Below are 20,228 nucleotides of genomic sequence, written 5' to 3' on the forward strand. Positions count from 1 at the left end.
TTAAGTTATTATTGTCGAAATTGTAGCTAAATTGAAGATATTTTTAATTGAATCAAAAAAGGTGAGCAATTGCCCACCATATAATTTTAGCGCTTAGTTAGCTTGGTTAAAACTTTGTTTGATCGCTCCACAAATGCCGTCATTCCTTCTGCATCAAAAGCCCGTTGTGCCATCAAAGCTAAGTCATAGACATATTGACACATGAGGTTAACCATTTCCTGAGTAGGGGATTCACCGCTACCTTGAATGATTGCACCCTTATTAAGTTGATAGATATTTTCAATCAAAGGATGTGCTATGTTAATTACTAACATATGCTCTTCAGGAAACTTCATCTCCCGTTGTTGCATCATAGCCGTCATCTCTTGGAAACGGCGCATAGCTTCAGGTAACAATACCATCGCTGGAGGAGTTTCTTCCTGAGTTTCACTTTTTAAGGATTGAGTTTTGATATTGATTTTAGGTTTGTTAATGGCTTTCTCAAAAATTTCCTTAATTTCTTCAGCACGAGTTTTGTTACTATTAGGATCTACTATTTCCGATGCTTTGTCTTCTTCTACTAAGCTAGAATCTAACTCCGAGTCAACCCGTGAGAATTTCACATCGGTGTATTCACGCTCTAAAAAGGGGATAAAATAGTTAGTATCGATAAAGGAATCCATGAATAACACTTCGATGCCTTGATTTTTGTATAAATCAACGTAAGTGCTTTGAGTTTGAGCATTATTGCAGTAAAATACTCGTTTTTCGTGTTTTTCCTTGTTACGCTCTAAATATTCATTTAAAGTTGTATAAGGTGCATTATTTTCAGGAGTTACATCTTGCCAAGCATCATCACCAGAATCAACTTCAACTTTGGGTTTTTCTTCCACTTTATCGGCTTGATAAGTTGTGCGATAAATAATCAAATCTTCGACTTGTTTCTTAAATTTTTCGTCTCTCAATGCACCATATTTGACAAATGTGCCGACATCTTCCCAACTGCTGATATATTTTGCCTTATCCTCATTGTATAACGACTTGAGGCGATCGCCAATTTTTTTACTGATAAAATCAGCAATGCGTTTGACAGTGCGATGATTAGTTAAAGCACTACGAGAAACGTTCAAAGGAATATCAGGACTATCAATAACACCTCTTAAAGGAGTTAAAAACTCAGGAATAATCTCTTCACAATGATCACTTACAAAGACTTGGTTACAGAATAGCTTAATTTGTCCTTTAGAAACATCAACATCGGGACGTAATTTAGGAAAATATAAGATACCGTTGAGTAAAAAAGGATAATCTGTGTTTAAATGTACCCATAATAAAGGATCTTCTTGAAAAGGATACAAATAACGGTAAAACTCTAAGTAATCTTCATCAGTGAGATTTTGAGGAGATTCTTTCCATAACGCTTTTTGACGGTTAACGGTTTCTTCACCGATTTTAATGGCAACAGGCACGAAGTCAGAATATTTTTTGACAAGATTTTTAATGCGAGATTCTTCTAAATATTCCGTCTCCTCATCCATAATGGTAAGGGTTATAGTCGTGCCGGGAGTGGTGCGATTCGATTCTGTTAACTGAAATTCGGGTGAACCATCACAACTCCAGTGGACTGCTGTTGCACCTTCACGGTATGATAAAGTATCGATCTCTACTTGCTTGGCTACCATAAAAGCGGAATAGAAGCCTAAACCGAAATGCCCGATTAAGTCATTAGCACTTTTACCGTATCTAGTAATAAAATCTTCTGCGCTAGAAAAAGCGACTTGATTGATATATTTTTTAATCTCATCTACTGTCATGCCGATACCGTTATCGCTGATAGAGAGGGTATTTTTTTCTTTATCGATAGTAAGAGTAATTTCGGCTTCGGGTAAATCGTTAGTAATTTCTCCTGCCAAAGATGCCATTTTTGCCTTAGAAATAGCGTCAACGGAGTTGGAAATTAACTCTCTTAAAAAGATTTCATGATCAGTATAGAGGGATTTTTTAATAATGGGAAAAATATTTTCGGTATGGATGGAAATATTACCCTTTTCTAAAATAGTAGTCATAGTTTCTCTTTTATTTTAAATGTAATTAATAACAATAAATAAAGCCTTATCTTTCTTTTTTCTATATAAATTAGACAACAGCAAAGATTTATTTTGCGTCTTTGCGTCTTTGCGAGAGACAGAAAATCTAATTTATTCATAGACGAAGGTTTACTTATTTGTCATCATGTCATAGAAAAACCTACTATATCAAGATGTGGTTTACCCTACTTAGATGCAAAAACTCCCATATCTTCAAGACAAAGACGAGTTAACTCTAATCTGGCAATGCCATCTTTTTCTTGTTTAATATTAATGTTGGTGGCGAAAAAATAAACGTTGTCTTTTGTTTCTACATAACCCACATACCAACCAATATTTTTTATTTCTGGATTACCATAACCAAACCACCCCGTTTTACTTCTAATGGTATAGTTAGGAGTTTTCTCATTAATCATTATATCTTTGACGATGGAAATTGTCCTGTCAGAAAAAGGTAAATCGTTATGATGAAGACGACGGAGAAACTGTATCTGTTGTTGGGGGGTTATTTGTAATTTTCCGTTTAACCAAAATTGATCAATTTCTTCTGGATTGCCTGTATTGTTGTTACCATAGTCAACTTTTTTAACCCATGATGTCATCTGATTATATCCCACTCGACGGGCTAAGACTTGATAAAACCAAACACCTGATATTTGAAACGCCTCTTTTAAATTCAAGTCTCGATTCCAGACAGGAAGGCTTCTTTTAATTCCATCCCATGTTAACACCGCAATTTCGTCTTTGATAACATCAGTTTCTAAGGCGATGAGAGAATTAAGTATTTTAAAGGTAGAGGCAACAGGAAAAGGAGTAATATTACGTTGAGAATTATGTTCAAAAATTCGATCAAGTTTCGAGTCATAGATTATAATTGAACCTTCTACTGCTAATTTATCAAAATGTTGACTAAAATCCACATCCTTTTTTAAGTCTATATGTTTTTGAGAAAAGGAAGATATGTTTTCACTCAAGACGGGGGGGAAAATATTGAATGTGGAAAAAATTAGTAAAATTGGAATGGATATAAAACTTTTGGATTGAAGATTCGATAACATCATAATTTCTGGTGAAGAAAAGCATCTTTTTGCTACGGATTATAATGTTATCATTTTCTAAAACAGTAGTTATAGTTTCTGCTTTATTCTTATCAATATTTAATAAACATAATGTAGGTTAGGTTGATGAAAAACTTAACTATAATTTTAATTAGTTTTTTAATATATCAGAGTTTTCTATGATAAAAGTACCAATTTTTTTTATAACTAATAGATATTCAATAGTAAAAAATTCTCTTTTAACTATAACCTTATCTTGATATAGCACTCTTAAATTATTGGTGAAAAGTTTAGATACTATTAATTAGTAAACACTAATATCTAAATGTTAATTCAACATAATTGTTTCTTCCGAATACCATAAAATTTCTAAAAATATTCATCCTATTGATGCTTATAATTTACTTTATAAATTTAATTGCAAGTTTAAAAAATAACTAGGTAAATTTATTTCACAATCATAGTAGATGATAATAATTTTAAAAGTGTATAAATTGACAAAATTTTAAGATCTATTCTATAATCTCGTAAATATAACAGGCATTATTAATATAATAAAAATATGAGTCATCTACAGTATTTTTTTGATGTAGAAGAAAAAAAAAGTTTTGAGTTACCCGGTGCTAAACCTCATTATAATCCCCATCGGTTCGGACAAGTTCAACATATTTTTCTTGATTTAGTGTTAGATATTCCTCGCCACACTTTTAAAGGAATTTGCACTATTACATTAACACCTGTCAGAAGAAATATTACTCAACTAACCCTTGATGCCGTTGATTTAAACATTGAATCTGTTTTGATTGATAATATTAGCCAACCTTTCGACTATGACGGCGAAGTTATCACCATTAACCTATTAAAACCTACCACAGATCAAGACCTTAAAATTGCCATTGCCTACAGTAAAGAAAAACCCCAACGAGGCTTATACTTTATTACCCCTGATGAATATTATCCTAACAAACCTTCTCAAGTTTGGACCCAAGGAGAAGATGAAGACTCCCGCTACTGGTTTCCTTGCTTCGATTATCCCGGACAATTAGCCACTTCAGAGATTAAAATAGAAGTACCTTCAGATTATATTGCAATCTCTAATGGTGAGTTAATCAAAACAGAAGAAAAAAAAGGCAATAAAATTTATCATTGGCTACAGCCTCAAGTTCATCCTACTTATTTAATGACATTAGCAGTAGGCAAATTTATGGAAATAGAGGATAAATGGCATGACGTGCCTGTTAATTATTATGTAGAAAAAGGTAAAGAAACCGAAGCTAAAATTAGTATGGGTAAAACTCCTAAAATGATTGAATTTTTCAGTCAAAAATATGGTTATCCTTATCCTTATTCTAAATATGCTCAAGTCTGTGTCGATGACTTTATTTTCGGAGGTATGGAAAATACTTCTACTACTATCTTAACGGATCGCTGTCTTCTTGACGAAAAAGCCTCTTTAGATAATCGTAACACGGAAAGTCTCGTTGCCCATGAATTAGCCCATCAGTGGTTTGGTGATTTAGTAGTAATCAAACATTGGAGTCACGCATGGATTAAAGAGGGTGCAGCTTCTTATGCAGAAGTATTATGGACAGAACATGAGTACGGCAAAGACGAGGGCGCTTATTATCTTTTAGGGGAAGCTAGAAATTATTTACAGGAAGATTCTTCTCGTTATCGTCGTCCTATTGTTACTAATGTTTACAGAGAAGCTATAGAATTGTATGATCGTCATTTATATGAAAAAGGTGCTTGTGTTTATCATATGATTCGTGGTATTTTAACAGAGGAATTATTTGATAAATTTATCCATACTTTTGTTAATGATAATGCTCATAAAACCGTAGAAACTATTGATTTATTAAGGGCTATCGAGAAGGCAACTGGTTATAATTTAAGTCCTCTTTTTGATCAATATGTTTTTAAAGGTGGACATCCAGATTTTAAAATCAATTATAGTTGGGATAGTGAATCAAACCTAGCTTGTGTAAACATTAAACAAACTCAGGCGAAGGAAGAAAATGGTAAATTTAAAGATTTATTTGACTTAAAAATACCTTTTGCTTTTGGTTACCTTAAAGAAGGAGAAAAACCAGAATTAAAACTATTATCTCTTAAACTTAATCAACTTGAACAAATCTTTTATTTTCCTCTTACACAAAAACCAGATTTTATCTCTTTTGATGTGGGTAATTATCATCTTAAAACTGTTAAATTAGACTATGGATTTACTGAGTTAAAAAATCAATTAAATCATGATCCTGATGTCATTTCTCGTATTTATGCTGCCATCGCCATCGGTAAAAAAGGTAACTTAGAAGCGGTAAAAACTTTAACGGAATCTCTGGAAAAAGAGGAATTTTGGGGAGTAAAAGTCGAAGTCATTAAACAGTTAGGCAAAATAAAGCTAAATCAAGCTACAGAAACATTAATTATTAATATTCAAGACAAAAATCCTAAAGTTAGAAAAGCAATTATCGAAGCCTTAACTCATCATAAAAATGAAGCTAGTTACAATGCTTTAAAAAATATTGTCATCAATGGTGATGAAAGTTATTATGTGGAATCTTCCGCCATTAACGGTTTAGGCAAACTTGCCACAGGTAATTTAGAAAATAAACAAGGGGAAATTATCCCTATCCTAGAGCAAATTTTAGCAGAAAAAAGCGGTTGGAATGAAATTATCAGATCTAGCGCTATTAATGCTTTAAGTCAACTAAAAACCTCTGAAAAAGCTGCGGATATTATTGCTAAATTCACTGATTTAGGTATCCCCCAACCCCTCCGCCTTACTGCTATCCGTTGCTTGGGTGCGATCGCTAAAGGGCAAAAATCGGATAAACTAGAGAGTATCTTGGGGAATTTTGAGGCTATTATGTCTGATACCTTCTTTTTGACTCAAATGTCATTAATAAGTGCTTTAGGGCAAATAGAAAACCCTCAAGCTATCTCTATGCTAACAAATTTAGCAGATACCACCCCCGATGGAAGAGTCAAAAGAAGAGCTGAAGAAGCGATTAATCAAGTCAGAAGTAAACTTGGCAGTGATAAAACCGTCAAAGACTTACAACAAGCCATTGATAAACTTAAAGAAGAAAACCAAGACTTACAAACCCGTTTAGCAAAACTAGAAGCAAAATAAGGAGAATTATAAAAAAAATCTGATTTTGTCTAAATATTTAAAAACTTGTATAAATTTTTAGAATTTTTTATATTTTGATAAAAGATGATGTTTTTTGGGCTATTAAATCATTTCGTTAAAATTATCTTAAAATAATATGTCTGTAGGAAAAAAAATAGCTTTTGCAGTGGGAGTTAACTATATAGGTAAAGGATTAACTATCCTGACAAAAGTATTTTATACACCTATTCTTTTCAAATATTTACCTAAAAATGAATTAGGATTATGGCTTTTAGTGAGTGATAGTTTTCTTTTGGTAAATTTATTAGGAATGGGTGTAATTCCCATTTTAACGAGAAATATCGCTCTAGCCAAAGGAAAAATTGATAGAGAAAATCAAGCAGATATTACTAACAAAATTCAAGATAATACTATTGGTGATTTAACCAAAACAGGACAAATCGTATTATCTTGTCTGTCGATAATAATTTTTTTTGTGATGTGGACTTTAGGATATTTTTTCTTGAAAGATTCATCAACACAAATTTCTTATAATACTTTTATTTTTGCATTAACAATGGTTTGTTTTAGTTATTCCGTCGGAGTTGCTAAATCTTATTTAGACTGTTGGTTGGTGGGAGTAGGTCATGTTGGCTGGAATTCTGTATCTATTATTATTAGTAATAATTTAGGAGTTCTTTTAAGTATTTTTGCTTTGATAAAAGGTGGTAATTTACTTCATTTAGCTATTATATTATTAGCCTCAAAAATAATTGAATATTTATTATCACTAATAATTATTTATTATAAAAATGATAAAAATATCTTTGTAACAGGAAAATGGAATTATGAATTATTTACATCATTAATTAAGCCTTCTTTGGCATGGTGGTTAACTAATTTATCTGTTTTTTTACTTTTGCGAACAGACAGTTATTTTATTGCTGGTTTTAAAGGATTAGGTGAATTACCTGTTTATTTAGCTACTTATCAATTAATAGCAAATGTTGCGGAATTATCTATTTCTTTTGCATTAGCTTCAGCCACTTTTATTGGTCAAGCATGGGAGGCAGGAAATATGGCAATGGTGCATAATTTAACTCTCAGAAATGCTAATACTGCACTCAAAATTATGGCATTGGGTACATCTTTTTTAATAATCTGTGGACAAGAAATAATTGGTTTATGGATTGGAAAAGATAACTTTATCGGTTATCCTATTCTTATTCTTTTTTGCATTACTTTAACATTAGAAACTCAAGCAAAAAGTTTAACTTCTAGTTCAAGGGCCACTAATGATGAGAAATATGTAGTTAATACTTTTTTAGCTGCTTTACTTAATATTATTCTGACGTGGAGTTTAATCAAGCCATTAGGTCTTTTTGGTGTTGCTTTAAGTACATTAATTGCCCAAGTAGTAACCAGTAATTGGTATAGAGTTTATCGACCTTTAAAACGTTTAAATATTCGTTTTTCTGTTTATTTTAAAAAAGTTATTTTTCCTTGGTTTATGATGTTAAGTGTTTCTTTATTGATAGGATATGTTATTAAAACCAGTGTAATTTTAATTAATGATGATTTAAAAATATTTTATATTATTGCAATAATTTTGAGCTATTCTCTAATTTTCTTTTCTTCTAAAATTATTAATTACTTTAGGAAACAACAAAATAAAATTTAATTTTCACGATATGATCAATAAAATAATACATAAAATTTCTCAGTTTCCAGCTAAACTAACCTATGAAATAAAACACCTTTTTACCCCTTCACAATATCGTATTTTAATTTTAGGAGATTCTCATTGTCGTGTTTTTGATTATATGACAAATAAGAATCTTTATCCTAAATTTTATTTCAAAGTTGTTAAAGTAAAAGGTGCAACAGCAAGAGGGTTAATTAATCCTAATTCTAAAACTAATGCTATCAAAATTTTTCAAAAGGCAATTACGCAAAAATTTAATTTTCGACAATGTAAATATATTTTGATTCAGTTAGGAGAGGTTGATTGTGGATATTTGATTTGGTATCGGGTTCAAAAATATCAAGAATCCGTGGAAAAACAGTTCAACCAATCTTTAGATGCTTATTTTTCTTTTATTAATTGGTTAATTCCACGAACTAACGCCACGATAATTCTTTCTAGTGTAATTCCTCCAACTATCCAAGATAATCAAATGATGGGAGAAGTAGCAAATCAAAGAAAAGAGGTAAATATTTCTCAAATAGAAAGAACAAAACTAACTTTAAAATATAATGAACAGATTGAACACTTTTGTGAAAATCATGATCGTTTAATTTATTTAGAAATAACCAAAGATTTCTTAAATCAAAAAACTGGTTTAGTTGATCAAAAATTTAGGAATGAAGATGAATTAGATCATCATCTTTCATCGTCATCTACTTCTCATATTTGGATTGACAAACTATTAAAAATAGTAGAGACTAAGTAAAACATTTATACAATCAAAGAAATATAAGATTTACTAATATCATATGGTTAATTCATTTATAGACGAATTTAAAAGAGATTATCTCAAACTCTATTGGGAAAAAATAAATTTATCACTATATGGTAATCCTGTAATAGTATATCAAATGCCAAAAACAGGTTCAGGATCTATTACTCATTCTCTCAAAAAACATGGGGTAAAAAATGTCTTTCACCTTCATGAAATCACTCCTAATCATCATTACTCAAAATACACTCATGAGATTGCTAAATCTCTTTATAATCTGATTTTAGAACAACATTTACCCGTTAAGATTATTACTGCCACTAGAGAACCAATTTCTATGAGTGTTTCTAACTTTTTTCAACAACTTTATAGTAAAAAAGGAAGAATTTATGAAAATGAGTCAATTCGTGAAAGAGTAAATAAAGGAAACTTAACAATATCTGATTTAATAGATATTTTTCTTTCATCTTATCCTCATAACTACGCATTAAAGTGGTTTGATGATAATGTTAAAAATATTTTTAATATAGATGTTTATTCTCAAACATTTCCTAAAGAAGAAGGATTTTTATGGTTAAAAAATGACAATATTGACCTTATTACTATTAAAAGCGAAAATGATGATTCAGTAAAAGAAAAATATATCAGCGAATTATTAGGTTTAAAAAATTTTAAAATCGAAAGAACAAATGTAACTACAGAGAAAAAATTTAATTTAAGTAATAAATATCCTGAATTTAGAAAAGAAATTAAACTTTCACAAGAATATATAAACTATATGTATGACTCAGAATATACTAAACATTTTTATACAGACACAGAAATAGATAAATTCAAATCATCTTGGTATAGAAAACCATAAATTAATCTATATTTTCTTTTAAGAGAAGAACTAATTGTTATTTTTTCAACAACTTATTTTATCTATTTATTTCCTTAGAAAATCTAACAGTAAAAATTATTTAAAAGTTGTTTTACAAATTATTATAAGTAATAAATTAAATATTCTATAGAGAAGAAACTATAATTTAATAGTATATTTTAATATTCAAATTTAATAAGAAAAAATGGAAAATTCTCCTATCTTTATTGTTGGAATGCCTCGTTCTGGTACTACGTTGATACGTTATTGTCTTAATCAACACTCTCGAATATATATTGCACCAGAAAGTAATTTTTTTAGAATGGTTTATGGAAATAGATCATTATTACCTGAAAATACAATCTCAGAAAATGCAGATAAAATTATTCAAAAACTAATGATGTTTTCTCAAGAGAAAGAAGATATGCATTTAATGAAAGAATTTTTTTATTTAAAAGATAATCTCCGTACAGAAATTGCAGAACAAGCAAAGACTTACCAAGATGTTGCGAAAATTATATTTAGTAGAATGGCAGAAGAAAAAGGGAAGATACGATGGGGAGAAAAAACTCCTACACATATTTTTTATATAGATCAAATACTTGATCTTTTTCCCGATGCTAAAATAATTAATATGCAAAGAAATCCTAAAAATATGATTGCTTCTAATTTCAAAAGTTCTCATATTTACGGTGATTTTATCGATAATTGTTTAATGTATAAAAAATGTTTAGAATATGGTGAAAAAAATAAAGAGAAAATTTTAACAATAAAATATGAAGCTCTCACTCTTAACCCAGAAAAAACCATGAGACAAATTTGTTTGTATATTAATGAAGATTTTGAACCAAGTGTTCTTAAGCCGGGGATGATAGATTCTTCTTACAATACAACTTCTATTTTACATAATAAAGATATTCAAATTAAACCAGAAAATTCTGAAAAATGGAAAAATGCGTTAACGGAATCTCAATCAAACTTTATTGATTTCTTATTCGATAAAAAAAGAAATTTTGAAAATCAATACATATTGCAATTACTGAAAATGTTTTTAAAAGAGACCTATTTTAATATTCAGCTTTCCAAAAATCGTCTTGGATATGAGAATATAAAAAGAGTTTTCAGTAATAATTGGGAATGGATTAAAAATAATGAACACAACTAAAAAAAAGTATCTTTATCTCATCAATTTTTCTTTAGTCAGTTTTTTTTCCTTCGCATGGTTTAAAACTCGACCTTATTTTGATAATTTTCCCGATCAGTTATTACAATTTGATATTTTAACGTTTATTTCTATAATAGTTTTTATCTTGATTCTAAAAAAAATTACTGAAGAATTTTTGATTCATTTATGGACTATTTTAATGTGGATTTTTATCACTCATTATATTCAATTTTATTTAATTATTTTTTGGTTATTACATTCTAGTCCTTTTTTAGAATTTATCAGTTACTTAAATATTTTTCTCACGAATTCTATAGAACAGCAAGTTAATGATATTATTCTCGTTTATCAAGTTTCTGTGGCATCTATTATTGGTTATGCCATCGCAATTTATAGAATTAAAATTAATACACTTTTTTCTGTTGCTGAAACAAAAACAAAAAAAACTTCTTTAAATAAAAAACCTGATGATTTATCTAATAAATTTAATGCTAAATTGATTAAAAAATTAGCTTTCTTACTAATTTTAATAAATATAGTATCTTTATATTTACAATATGAAATTATTGTACTAGCAGAAACTGGAGATGTTTTGCCCTTTAGGATGCAAGGAATTGTATTTTATACGAATCGAATAATTATACCTCTTGCATATTCAGCAATAATCTATATTTTGGAAATGAATAACTTTTCATCATTTTCTAATAGAATATTAACAATATTTATTATCAATAGTTTTTTGTTAAGTCTTATTGTTGAATCAAGATTACCAGTACCACTGTCTTTATTTTCTTTAATAACAATTTGGATTGTTACGGGTAAAATGACAAAAAAGAGGATTATTTTTCTCCTTCTATTTTCATTATCAATCCCCATTCTAATTTTTATTCCATCAACATTAAGACGTTTATCAGGACCTAATTTAGTAGAAAATATTGCTACCTCATTTCAATTATTACAACAACAATTTACTTTTATTCAAGAAAATCAAGATTCATCTAAATTAAATTTTTATTTCATTTATCCCATTCTAAGACTTAATGGTGCTATTTCAATTTTTCCTGTTTTAGGTAGTGATATTTTAAATAATAGTTGGGAATATATCTGGGGAAAATTTGCAGAATTAGACTATAGTAGTGACTTATTTTATAAAGTCTATGTGATGAAAATTCCTCTTGATGTTAAGTTAGGATTATCTAGTGGATTTACTTCTAATATGTATATTTTATCGGCTGGAAATAATATATTCGTGTCTTTTTCCATGTTTTTATATACAATAACTTGGCATAAAATCATTGCTTATTTTTATAGTCAATCTAATGATAATAGGTTTCCAAAAATGTTTATTGTTAGTTTACTCAGTTTATTTTTTCTGATTTCAGGAAATATGGTTAAAATGTTAACTGCAATGTTTTTCTTAATAATTCTTATTTGGTTAAGTGATAGATTTTTTAGAATGTTCACAAATCCCACAAGAAAAATTACTTAGTCAAAAATTATTTAATAACAATATATAATTGATGAAAATATTGATAATAATACCTCATTCATTTGTCCCACCTAATTCAGGTCCAAAAAATGTAATTTTTAATTTAATTAAGTTTTTACATACTAACATTATCTGCGATTTAGTAGTTTTATCTAACTCTCAATCTATAGAAGAGAAAAAAATAATTAGAGATAATATTTTGAATAATTTTCCTCATCTTAATGATGTTCAAATATTTTCTACAGACACAAATAATTCGTGGTTAAAGAAACAAATTAAAAGTTTTTTGCTAGTTTTGAGTGGTTATCCTCCAGTTATTTCTCAATATGATAGTCAAGAATTGATCCAATGGTTAAATCAAGATTTAGGGAATAAAAAATATGACATCATTCATTTTGATATGTTTTATGTTGTTAAGTATTGGAAATATTTTCAAGATTTTCCTAAAATTTTAGTTCCTCACGACGCTTATAGTTCAAAACTAACACAAATTAATATAATTGATTTAAAAACTTGGTTACAATTAGTTTTATTTAGAATTTTAGAAAAGACCAAATATCATAAATTTGATTTAATTTGTCCTGTGTCTGAAGCCGATGCAAATTTTTTAAAAACTATATCACCAAGTTTAACAGTAAATAGCGTTCCCATTGCAGTAGCTGATGAATATTTAAAAGATAATCCACGTTTTTTTCCTATTAATTCAATCCCAAAAATTCTTTGCACCAGTAGCGGTTCTGTCCCAAAAGTTACTGAAGAAGTTTTCTTTTTTTTAGAAAAAATTTACCCTAAAATTATTAATAAAAATCCACAAACTAAATTTACTTTACTAGGAAAATACAAAAAAACTAAAGTTATCGAATTTGAGAATAAATATAATTCTTTTGAAAATATCCAATATGTTGAAGATTATTTAAGTTTTTTAAAACAAGACTGGATTTATGTTTATCCTCAAACTTGGGGTTCTGGATTAAAAACGAAAATTCAACAAGCTATGGCTTTAGGTTTACCCGTTGTCGGAACTCCTAATGCTTTTAGTGGATTAAATGTTGAAAATGGTAAACATTGCTTCATCGCTGAAAATGACGAAGAATTTGAAAATAGTATTAATTTATTATGCCAAGATGTCAATCTTAGAGAAAGAATTGGAAAAGAAGCTCATGAATTGATGAAAAAAGATTATTCCATTGATTCTGTTGGAAAAAAAATGATCAACATTTACAATATGGTAATTCATAAATAGAAAGAGCAAAAATGATTAATTTAAAAAGAATCAGCACCAAATCAGAAGGGTTGATGCGTTATTTAATGGTTCACCTTTTATCGGATAAACTACCATTGTATATAGTAAATGAACATCCTAAATCAGGAGGTACATGGATAGGTCAAATGTTAAGTAAAGCCTTAGATGTTCCCTTTCCTAGAAATCAATTTCCAGAATTACGTTCTTGTATTATGCACGGACATTATATCAGACCTTGGGGAATGAAAAATGTTGTCATTCTTTGGCGAGACGGCAGAGATGTAATGGTTTCATGGTATCACCACTGTTTATTTGTAAATCAGAGTGGAAGAAATAAACCTTTAGTTAATATGATGCGAGATAAATTAGGATTTTCTAATTACGATAATGTTTCTGATAACTTACCGAAATTTATGGAATTTTGTTTTACTAATCAACCACCCATGAGATTTTCTTGGAAAGACTTTGCCAATAGTTGGATAAATGTTTCAGGAGTAATTTATACTAAATATGAAAATTTTAGACAATATCCCACTGAAGAATTACAAAAAGTAGTTTTAGAGTTAACGGGAACAAAATTAAGTTATGAAAAAGCATTAGAAATCGTTGAAGAATTTTCTTTTGAGAAACAAACAGGAAGAAAATCTGGACAAGAACAAAAAAGTAGTTTTTTACGCAAAGGAATTGTCGGAGATTGGAAAAATAATTTTACTCAAGAATCTTGTGAAATTTTTGATCACTTTGCAGGAAAAGAATTAATTAATCTTGGTTATGAACTTAATCATGAATGGGCTAAATTAAAATGAATTTAAAAGAAAATCTTTCTAGTTTAAAACCTTTTTTGAGATCAATTAAATACAATTGGTTGAATAAATCTACAGAAATAAATTATCAATTAGCTGAAATTTTAAATAAAGTTGAACCTCAGAAGATTTATCCCTTAGCATATATAGTAGGGTGTGGTCGTTCTGGTACAACAATTTTAGGAAATCTTTTTTCAGAACATCCTCACATAACCTATTTATTTGAACCTTATCATCTTTGGTCAAATATAGATATTCAAACAGATGTTTTAAATTTATTTCATTTAGGTTCAAGTAAACTTTTAATGGATTTATCAGATTCGAGTCATGAGGCTAAACAGCGTTTTAATTATTTTTTTCAAACCAAAGCGCAAAAAAATACTAAATTAATCATTGAAAAAACTCCTCTCAATGCTTTGAGGATTGGCTATTTAGAAACTTTATCTCCTAATGCAAAATATATTCATATTATCCGAGATGGTTTTGAGGTTTCTTCTTCTATTGATAAATTAGCAACTAATAATGATTATAAAATAGCAGGAAAACCAGATCTTAATCAATGGTGGGGAGTTAATTATTCTAAATGGGATATTCTTGCTAATGAGGGAAAAAAAGTTGGTTATTATAGTGACGAAATTATTTATTTAAAAGATAATCTTTCTAAAGGTGTTTATGAGTGGTTAGTGACATTAAAAGAAATGGATAAATGGCGAAATATTTTAAACAATAACTTATTAGAAATAACTTATACTCAATTTACTAACCAACCAGAAAATACCTTAAAAGAAATTTGTACATTTTTAGAATTAGAATATCCTTTATCATGGTTAAATAAAGTAGTAAAAGAAGTAAGAAAAAGCTCTATTAAAAAACCAAAAGAACTATTTTTACCAAAGAAAATGTGTGATGATTTTAACTATTATCAAAAGAAATATGGCTTTCAAAATATAGGTAAATATCAATAAATAAAAGGTTTTTAAATAATGAAAATTTTAATGGTTATTCCTGCTATTGGATCAGTGTATGGCGGCCCTTCTAAATGTGTCTTAGAATTATCACAAACATTGGCAAAACAAGGATTAGAAATTGATTTAGTAACAACAACGGCAAATGGAGATGTAGAATTAGATGTACCTAAGTTTCAGTGGGTAGAAACAAACGGTTATCGCATTCAGTATTTTCCTTATATTAGTTGGGGTGATTATAAATTTAGTTTTACTTTGCGTAAATGGTTATATGCTCATGTAAAAGATTATGATTTAGTTCATACAAATGCTGTATTTTCCTTGCCAAATCTTCCCGCTTATGGGGCATCTGTGCAAAAAAAAATTCCTTATATAATTACTCCTCATGGTATGTTAGAGCCTTGGGCATTATCTTATAAATCAAATAAAAAAAAGCTATTTTATAATCTGTTAGAAAAACCTGCGATAAATCAAGCCAGTGGTATTCAAGTATTAGCTACTCCTGAAAAAGATAGAGTTAAAAGTCTCAATTTAAAACCCCCTTTATTCGTTATTCCTAATGGAATTGTTACCAAAGATTTTGAATTATTACCTTCTTCTTCAATATTTTTAGATAGATTTCCTAACACTAAAAACCGTCAATTAATTTTATTTTTAGGTAGAATTGATCCTAAAAAAGGATTAGATTTATTAGCCCCAGCCTTCGCTAAAGTTTATCAAAAATTTCCTAATACTCATTTAGTTATAGCTGGTCCTGATAATGTTGGTTATTTACCCACCGTCAAAAACTATTTTGAAGAATTGGGGTGTTTAGATGGAGTTACTTTTACGGGGATGTTGACAGGAGAAATGAAATATTCTGCTTTATCTGCCGCTAGTATTTATGTTGCGCCATCTTATTCTGAAGGTTTTAGTATGTCGATTTTAGAAGGTATGGCATCTGGACTTCCTTGTATTTTTACTACTGGTTGTAATTTCCCAGAAGCTCAAGAAACCAATACCGCTTATGTGGTAGATATTGATTCAGAAAGCATCGAAAAAGCCTTATTAAAGTGTTTAGAAAATCCTACGGAAGCAAAACAAATGGGCCATCGCGCACAAAAATTTATTTTAGAAAACTATACATGGGATGAAATAGCAAAAAAACTCATCAAAGTTTATCAAGAAATAATAGATAAAAAGAATTGACTTTGACTAATTTTAAGGAGTTAAAAAGGAATATCATCTTCATCAAAATCGTCAACTTGAGGGCGATTAACGATTTTTAGAGGGTTTATCTCAATAGTTTTTGATTCCGTCATAATAATTTCTCCATTAAGACTTTTTGCTAAACTTTCTGCCGCATTTTTTAAGACTCGACTAGAATGATCTTGATTAGATGTTAATATTTCTGGAGTTAAAGGTGTTGGAAGATTATTTTTTGGCGGTGTTGATGGAGAAACTTTTTTTGTGTTAGGAGTTATAGGTGTTTGAGATTTTTCTTGTTTGAATTGCTCAATATTTTCCTTAGATTCTTCTTTCTGGGAATCTGATTTTAATTCTTTTTTCTCAAATAAAAATACTGTCATCGGTTGCCCAAAAACCTTGTGAAAACCTGCTTCAATATCTTTTTTTTGCTTATTACCTACTTCTAAAAGAAATTTACTTCCCACCGCAATTTTAACCGCATTACCTTCAATACTATGAATATGACAATTTTGGCGAAAGAAAGATTTTATCGTCATCAATTGAATAGCATTGGCAACCTTTTCTTTAACGTCTGTAAAGGAGGAAAAATCAACTTTTTCGCTATTTTCCTTAATATTTTCTTTTACGGATGCAGTTTTTTCTTGAGGAATAGAAGCTGATGGAGATGTGGAGGTATTTTCCTTTAAAGTTTTTATAACGGATATACTATCACTTGAATCAACGGTAACGGTAGTAATATTTGCCGAAGGAAGTAAACCAAGGAGAGTTATTTCTAACCACAATCTCGGTTGAGTGGTATTTCTAATTTGTACTTCACTGTCTTTAAGTTTTTTTTGCCCTTGTAAAATATTGCTTAATTGCCAATTTTGAGCCTCTTTGATTAAATTTGACCAAGTATCCGCCGTAACCGCCACTAAATCGTTTCTTTGTGGTGCTGTTTTCGCTATTAATAGGCTAAGGTAAAAATTCGCTAAATTTTGTAATACAATTAACGGTTCTCTACCTCTATCTAACAATTTTCGACATTGAGTAATTATGGTTTCGGGCGAGTCTGTGGCGATGGCCTGTATTAATTCCAATAAATCTTGTTCAGAAACAGCTCCGACTAAATCCCAAACTTTAATAGGGGTAATTGTATCAGATAATAGACTGAGTTGATCTAACAAACTTTGAGCATCTCTCATACCGCCGTTAGATAATTGAGCGATTAAAGATAAGGCTTCGACAGTAATATCAATATTTTCCTTAATGGTAATATCTTTTAGATGAGTTACCATAGCTTCTAAAGGAATACGACGATAATCAAACCTTTGACATCGAGAAATAATAGTTGGTAATACTCTTTGAGGATCTGTGGTGGCTAAAACAAAAATAACCCTAGAGGGAGGCTCTTCTAAAGTCTTTAATAAAGCGTTAAATGCTGCTGTACTGAGCATATGACACTCATCAATAACATACACCTTATAACGAAACTGAACAGGGGCAAATTGAGCTTTTTCGATGATTTCCCGAATATTATCAACACCAGTGTTACTAGCTGCGTCAATTTCAATTACATCTAAAGCTGAACCATTAGTAATACTACGACAGGCTTCGCAAACTCCACAAGGTTCATCGGTAGGGCGATCGCCTTGCAGACAATTAAGAGATTTAGCTAAAATTCTAGCACTAGAAGTTTTACCCGTACCACGAGGGCCACAAAAAAGGTAAGCGGGGACGATTTTCTCGGTTTTAATAGCATTAATAAGGGTTTGAGCGATAGCTTCTTGCCCAGCTAATTGAGCAAAAGTTTGAGGGCGATATTTATGGTGTAAAGGCTCGTAACTCATGAAAATATTAGGGATTAAGGATTCATAGATATAGTTTAACGATTAATGGTTCACTATTCTCAGCTTATTGTTATTATCAATTATGACGAAAAAAAAATCTAGGAAAATAGCTTTTAATAGAGATGAAAAAACTACGACAGTGGCTTAAGTTTATTCCTGCTACTATTCAAGCCCATGATCCTCTTGATGATGATTATAACCTTAAGGAGGAAAACTCTAGTTTACCTTCCCAACAATCAGTGAAAGATAGTGATTTAGAATTTCTTTTTCAAGAACTTTTAAAAGGAGTAGCTAACGGTAAGCAAGAGAGTTATATTGAACAGTTTTTTGAAAATTTACAACCAAAAATAACTGTAGAAATTTGGCTAGATTGGTTACAACGTTATCGGAATCAATTAATTTCTTCTTCTGCTCCTCATTATAACTTTGCGGCTAGAATGATTATTTTAGGGGAGAAAACTGCTTCTTTACCTTTTCTTCGTGCCGTGGGAGATTTAGCTTATGAAATCGGCAAAGAGTTATTAAATCGTTCCTCTTTTACGGATTCTTTACCGTCTCATATTCATCAAGACTCTACTGTTAATAATATAAACCATGATGATGAAAATTCTCAACCCCCCGTTTCTTTTGGTGATGTACTGTCATTATTACAAGAAGATTCCGAATTTGCTGAAAATACAGCTCGTCAATGGGGTATGGATACATTAGATCCGGGTATGATTATTAATAAGATAGTGGAAGAAAGTGAGTTAAATTCTCCCGTTATCTCCTCAGAAACTGTCAAGGAATGGTTTAATTTCGGTTTAAAAAAAGCCGAGGAAGGAAATTTAGAGGATGCGATCGCCTTTTGGGATCGAGTATTGAAAGTAGATCCACAACAAGCCCAAACATGGCATAATCGAGGTAGTGCTTTAGCTTATTTAAACCGTTTTGAAGAAGCCGTTACCAGTTTTGATCATGCCATCGCATTGAATGTAAATTATTATCAATCATGGAATGATCGAGGAAACGCTTTATATAGTTTACAACGTTGGCAAGAAGCAATTATTAGTTGGGATCGAGTTTTAGGCATTCAACCAGATTATAGTATGGCATGGTATAGTCGAGGACTAGCTTTAGAAAAATTAAATTTATTCTCAGAAGCCATCTCCAGTTATCAAAAATGCCTTAGTATTGATCATGATCATAGTGCCGCTCATAATGCTTTAATCAGACTTTTAAGTATAGAAGAACATTAGAAACTTAATTGATACACACAACAGCTATTATCGCCATTAGTATCGATGGTAAAATTAGTACAGCCATTAATAACCCAGCTAGATTTAGTACAAAAGCAGATTTAGAACATTTAGAAACACAAATATCTTTATGTGATGCAATTATTTTTGGTGCAAATACCTTACGCGCCTACGGTACAAGTTTAGTAATTAAAAATCCTGAATTATTACAACAAAGAAAGGAAAATCATCAACCTTCCCAACCTTTAAATATAGTTTGTTCTGCTTCGGGTAAAATAAATCCACAATTGCCGTTTTTTTCTCAGCCTTTACCTCGTGGATTATTAACGACATCTCAAGGTATAATTAATTTTGAAGAAAATATTAGAGATTTTAACACTAAAAATAATGTAAATTCTGATAACTATTTTGAACAAGTTTTTATTAATGAAAATACTATTAATTGGCAAGAATTTTTTATCAAACTAACTAACTTAAATTATAAAAAAATTGGTATTTTAGGAGGAAAAGAATTAATATCATCTCTTATCGCTGAAAACTTAATTAACGAAATATGGTTAACAATTTGTCCTTTAATTATTGGCAGAAAATTTGCTCCTAATTTTTTAAATTTTGACTTATTACAAGAAATAAATTTACCTATTAATTTAAAATTATTAGAAGTAAAACAAATAGATCAAGAAATATTTTTACACTATTTAATCTTAAAATAACTCTAAATTTAATCTAATAACTTAAGATTAGA

General features: G+C 29.8%; 15 protein-coding genes. 12 read left to right on the plus strand and 3 right to left on the minus strand.

Features of this window, described 5'->3' with window-relative positions; all coding sequences use genetic code 11:
• Positions 1-86: 86 nt before the first annotated feature.
• A complete protein-coding gene (gene htpG, locus ACEW8E_RS07380; protein ID WP_373479697.1) occupies positions 87-2,045 on the minus strand; it encodes a molecular chaperone HtpG in 1,959 nt (652 codons plus the stop codon).
• Between the two features lie 206 nt (positions 2,046-2,251).
• Positions 2,252-3,040 (minus strand): class D beta-lactamase, encoded by a 789-nt coding sequence (blaOXA, locus tag ACEW8E_RS07385; protein ID WP_373479698.1) that lies wholly within the window; start codon positions 3,038-3,040, stop codon positions 2,252-2,254.
• 646 nt (positions 3,041-3,686) lie between these two features.
• On the opposite strand from blaOXA, the gene ACEW8E_RS07390 reads away from it, so the two are divergent.
• The 10 genes from ACEW8E_RS07390 to ACEW8E_RS07435 all read left to right on the plus strand — a co-directional run bounded on the left by ACEW8E_RS07390 (position 3,687) and on the right by ACEW8E_RS07435 (position 16,416).
• Positions 3,687-6,263, plus strand: coding sequence for a M1 family aminopeptidase (locus ACEW8E_RS07390; RefSeq protein WP_373479699.1), 2,577 nt, complete (start codon positions 3,687-3,689; stop codon positions 6,261-6,263).
• A 136-nt stretch (positions 6,264-6,399) separates the two neighbouring features.
• Positions 6,400-7,923 carry a polysaccharide biosynthesis C-terminal domain-containing protein gene (locus ACEW8E_RS07395; protein WP_373479700.1) on the plus strand — a complete coding sequence of 508 codons (1,524 nt, stop codon included), beginning with the start codon at positions 6,400-6,402 and terminating at the stop codon, positions 7,921-7,923.
• Positions 7,924-7,933: 10 nt separating this feature from the next.
• Positions 7,934-8,695 (plus strand): hypothetical protein, encoded by a 762-nt coding sequence (locus tag ACEW8E_RS07400; RefSeq protein ID WP_373479701.1) that lies wholly within the window; start codon positions 7,934-7,936, stop codon positions 8,693-8,695.
• A gap of 43 nt (positions 8,696-8,738) precedes the next feature.
• The gene (locus tag ACEW8E_RS07405) at positions 8,739-9,563 is read left to right on the plus strand and encodes a putative capsular polysaccharide synthesis family protein (RefSeq protein ID WP_373479702.1); all 825 of its coding nucleotides are present in this window, start codon (positions 8,739-8,741) and stop codon (positions 9,561-9,563) included.
• A gap of 205 nt (positions 9,564-9,768) precedes the next feature.
• Positions 9,769-10,728, plus strand: a complete 960-nt coding sequence (locus ACEW8E_RS07410) for a sulfotransferase (protein ID WP_373479703.1) — start codon at positions 9,769-9,771, stop codon at positions 10,726-10,728.
• Positions 10,715-12,217: a hypothetical protein gene (locus ACEW8E_RS07415; protein WP_373479704.1), complete on the plus strand. Its 1,503-nt coding sequence runs from the start codon at positions 10,715-10,717 to the stop codon at positions 12,215-12,217. Before ACEW8E_RS07410 ends, ACEW8E_RS07415 begins: the two co-directional genes overlap by 14 nt.
• A 31-nt stretch (positions 12,218-12,248) precedes the next feature.
• On the plus strand, positions 12,249-13,460 hold the full coding sequence (locus tag ACEW8E_RS07420) for a glycosyltransferase family 4 protein (protein ID WP_373479705.1): 1,212 nt from the start codon (positions 12,249-12,251) through the stop codon (positions 13,458-13,460).
• Between the two features lie 11 nt (positions 13,461-13,471).
• Positions 13,472-14,266, plus strand: coding sequence for a sulfotransferase domain-containing protein (locus tag ACEW8E_RS07425; protein ID WP_373479706.1), 795 nt, complete (start codon positions 13,472-13,474; stop codon positions 14,264-14,266).
• Complete coding sequence (locus ACEW8E_RS07430; RefSeq protein ID WP_373479707.1) at positions 14,263-15,228, plus strand: sulfotransferase; 966 nt, start codon at positions 14,263-14,265, stop codon at positions 15,226-15,228. Before ACEW8E_RS07425 ends, ACEW8E_RS07430 begins: the two co-directional genes overlap by 4 nt.
• A gap of 18 nt (positions 15,229-15,246) precedes the next feature.
• Entirely contained in the window at positions 15,247-16,416 is a 1,170-nt protein-coding gene (locus tag ACEW8E_RS07435; RefSeq protein ID WP_373479708.1) for a glycosyltransferase, read from the plus strand.
• A 20-nt stretch (positions 16,417-16,436) separates the two neighbouring features.
• Here ACEW8E_RS07435 and ACEW8E_RS07440 read toward each other — a convergent pair whose 3' ends face one another.
• Positions 16,437-18,245 carry a DNA polymerase III subunit gamma/tau gene (locus ACEW8E_RS07440; RefSeq protein ID WP_373479709.1) on the minus strand — a complete coding sequence of 603 codons (1,809 nt, stop codon included), beginning with the start codon at positions 18,243-18,245 and terminating at the stop codon, positions 16,437-16,439.
• 122 nt (positions 18,246-18,367) lie between these two features.
• Between ACEW8E_RS07440 and ACEW8E_RS07445 the strand changes: the two genes are divergently transcribed.
• Both ACEW8E_RS07445 and ACEW8E_RS07450 read left to right on the plus strand, forming a co-directional pair.
• Positions 18,368-19,483 (plus strand): tetratricopeptide repeat protein, encoded by a 1,116-nt coding sequence (locus ACEW8E_RS07445; RefSeq protein ID WP_373479710.1) that lies wholly within the window; start codon positions 18,368-18,370, stop codon positions 19,481-19,483.
• Positions 19,484-19,491: 8 nt separating this feature from the next.
• Positions 19,492-20,196, plus strand: coding sequence for a RibD family protein (locus tag ACEW8E_RS07450; protein ID WP_373479711.1), 705 nt, complete (start codon positions 19,492-19,494; stop codon positions 20,194-20,196).
• Positions 20,197-20,228 lie beyond the last annotated feature (32 nt).

Source organism: Geminocystis sp., assembly GCF_041753295.1.
In the GTDB taxonomy this organism is placed as follows: domain Bacteria; phylum Cyanobacteriota; class Cyanobacteriia; order Cyanobacteriales; family Cyanobacteriaceae; genus Geminocystis.

Bases quoted from the DNA above. Each gene is read 5' to 3' on its own strand.
- ACEW8E_RS07415 (WP_373479704.1), top strand. From the start codon at position 10,715: ATGAACACAACTAAAAAAAAGTATCTTTATCTCATCAATTTTTCTTTA.
- ACEW8E_RS07405 (WP_373479702.1), top strand. From the start codon at position 8,739: ATGGTTAATTCATTTATAGACGAATTTAAAAGAGATTATCTCAAACTC.
- ACEW8E_RS07410 (WP_373479703.1), top strand. From the start codon at position 9,769: ATGGAAAATTCTCCTATCTTTATTGTTGGAATGCCTCGTTCTGGTACT.
- ACEW8E_RS07400 (WP_373479701.1), top strand. From the start codon at position 7,934: ATGATCAATAAAATAATACATAAAATTTCTCAGTTTCCAGCTAAACTA.
- ACEW8E_RS07425 (WP_373479706.1), top strand. From the start codon at position 13,472: ATGATTAATTTAAAAAGAATCAGCACCAAATCAGAAGGGTTGATGCGT.
- ACEW8E_RS07435 (WP_373479708.1), top strand. From the start codon at position 15,247: ATGAAAATTTTAATGGTTATTCCTGCTATTGGATCAGTGTATGGCGGC.
- ACEW8E_RS07445 (WP_373479710.1), top strand. From the start codon at position 18,368: ATGAAAAAACTACGACAGTGGCTTAAGTTTATTCCTGCTACTATTCAA.
- ACEW8E_RS07440 (WP_373479709.1), bottom strand. From the start codon at position 18,245: ATGAGTTACGAGCCTTTACACCATAAATATCGCCCTCAAACTTTTGCT.
- ACEW8E_RS07390 (WP_373479699.1), top strand. From the start codon at position 3,687: ATGAGTCATCTACAGTATTTTTTTGATGTAGAAGAAAAAAAAAGTTTT.
- ACEW8E_RS07420 (WP_373479705.1), top strand. From the start codon at position 12,249: ATGAAAATATTGATAATAATACCTCATTCATTTGTCCCACCTAATTCA.
- htpG (WP_373479697.1), bottom strand. From the start codon at position 2,045: ATGACTACTATTTTAGAAAAGGGTAATATTTCCATCCATACCGAAAAT.
- ACEW8E_RS07430 (WP_373479707.1), top strand. From the start codon at position 14,263: ATGAATTTAAAAGAAAATCTTTCTAGTTTAAAACCTTTTTTGAGATCA.
- ACEW8E_RS07395 (WP_373479700.1), top strand. From the start codon at position 6,400: ATGTCTGTAGGAAAAAAAATAGCTTTTGCAGTGGGAGTTAACTATATA.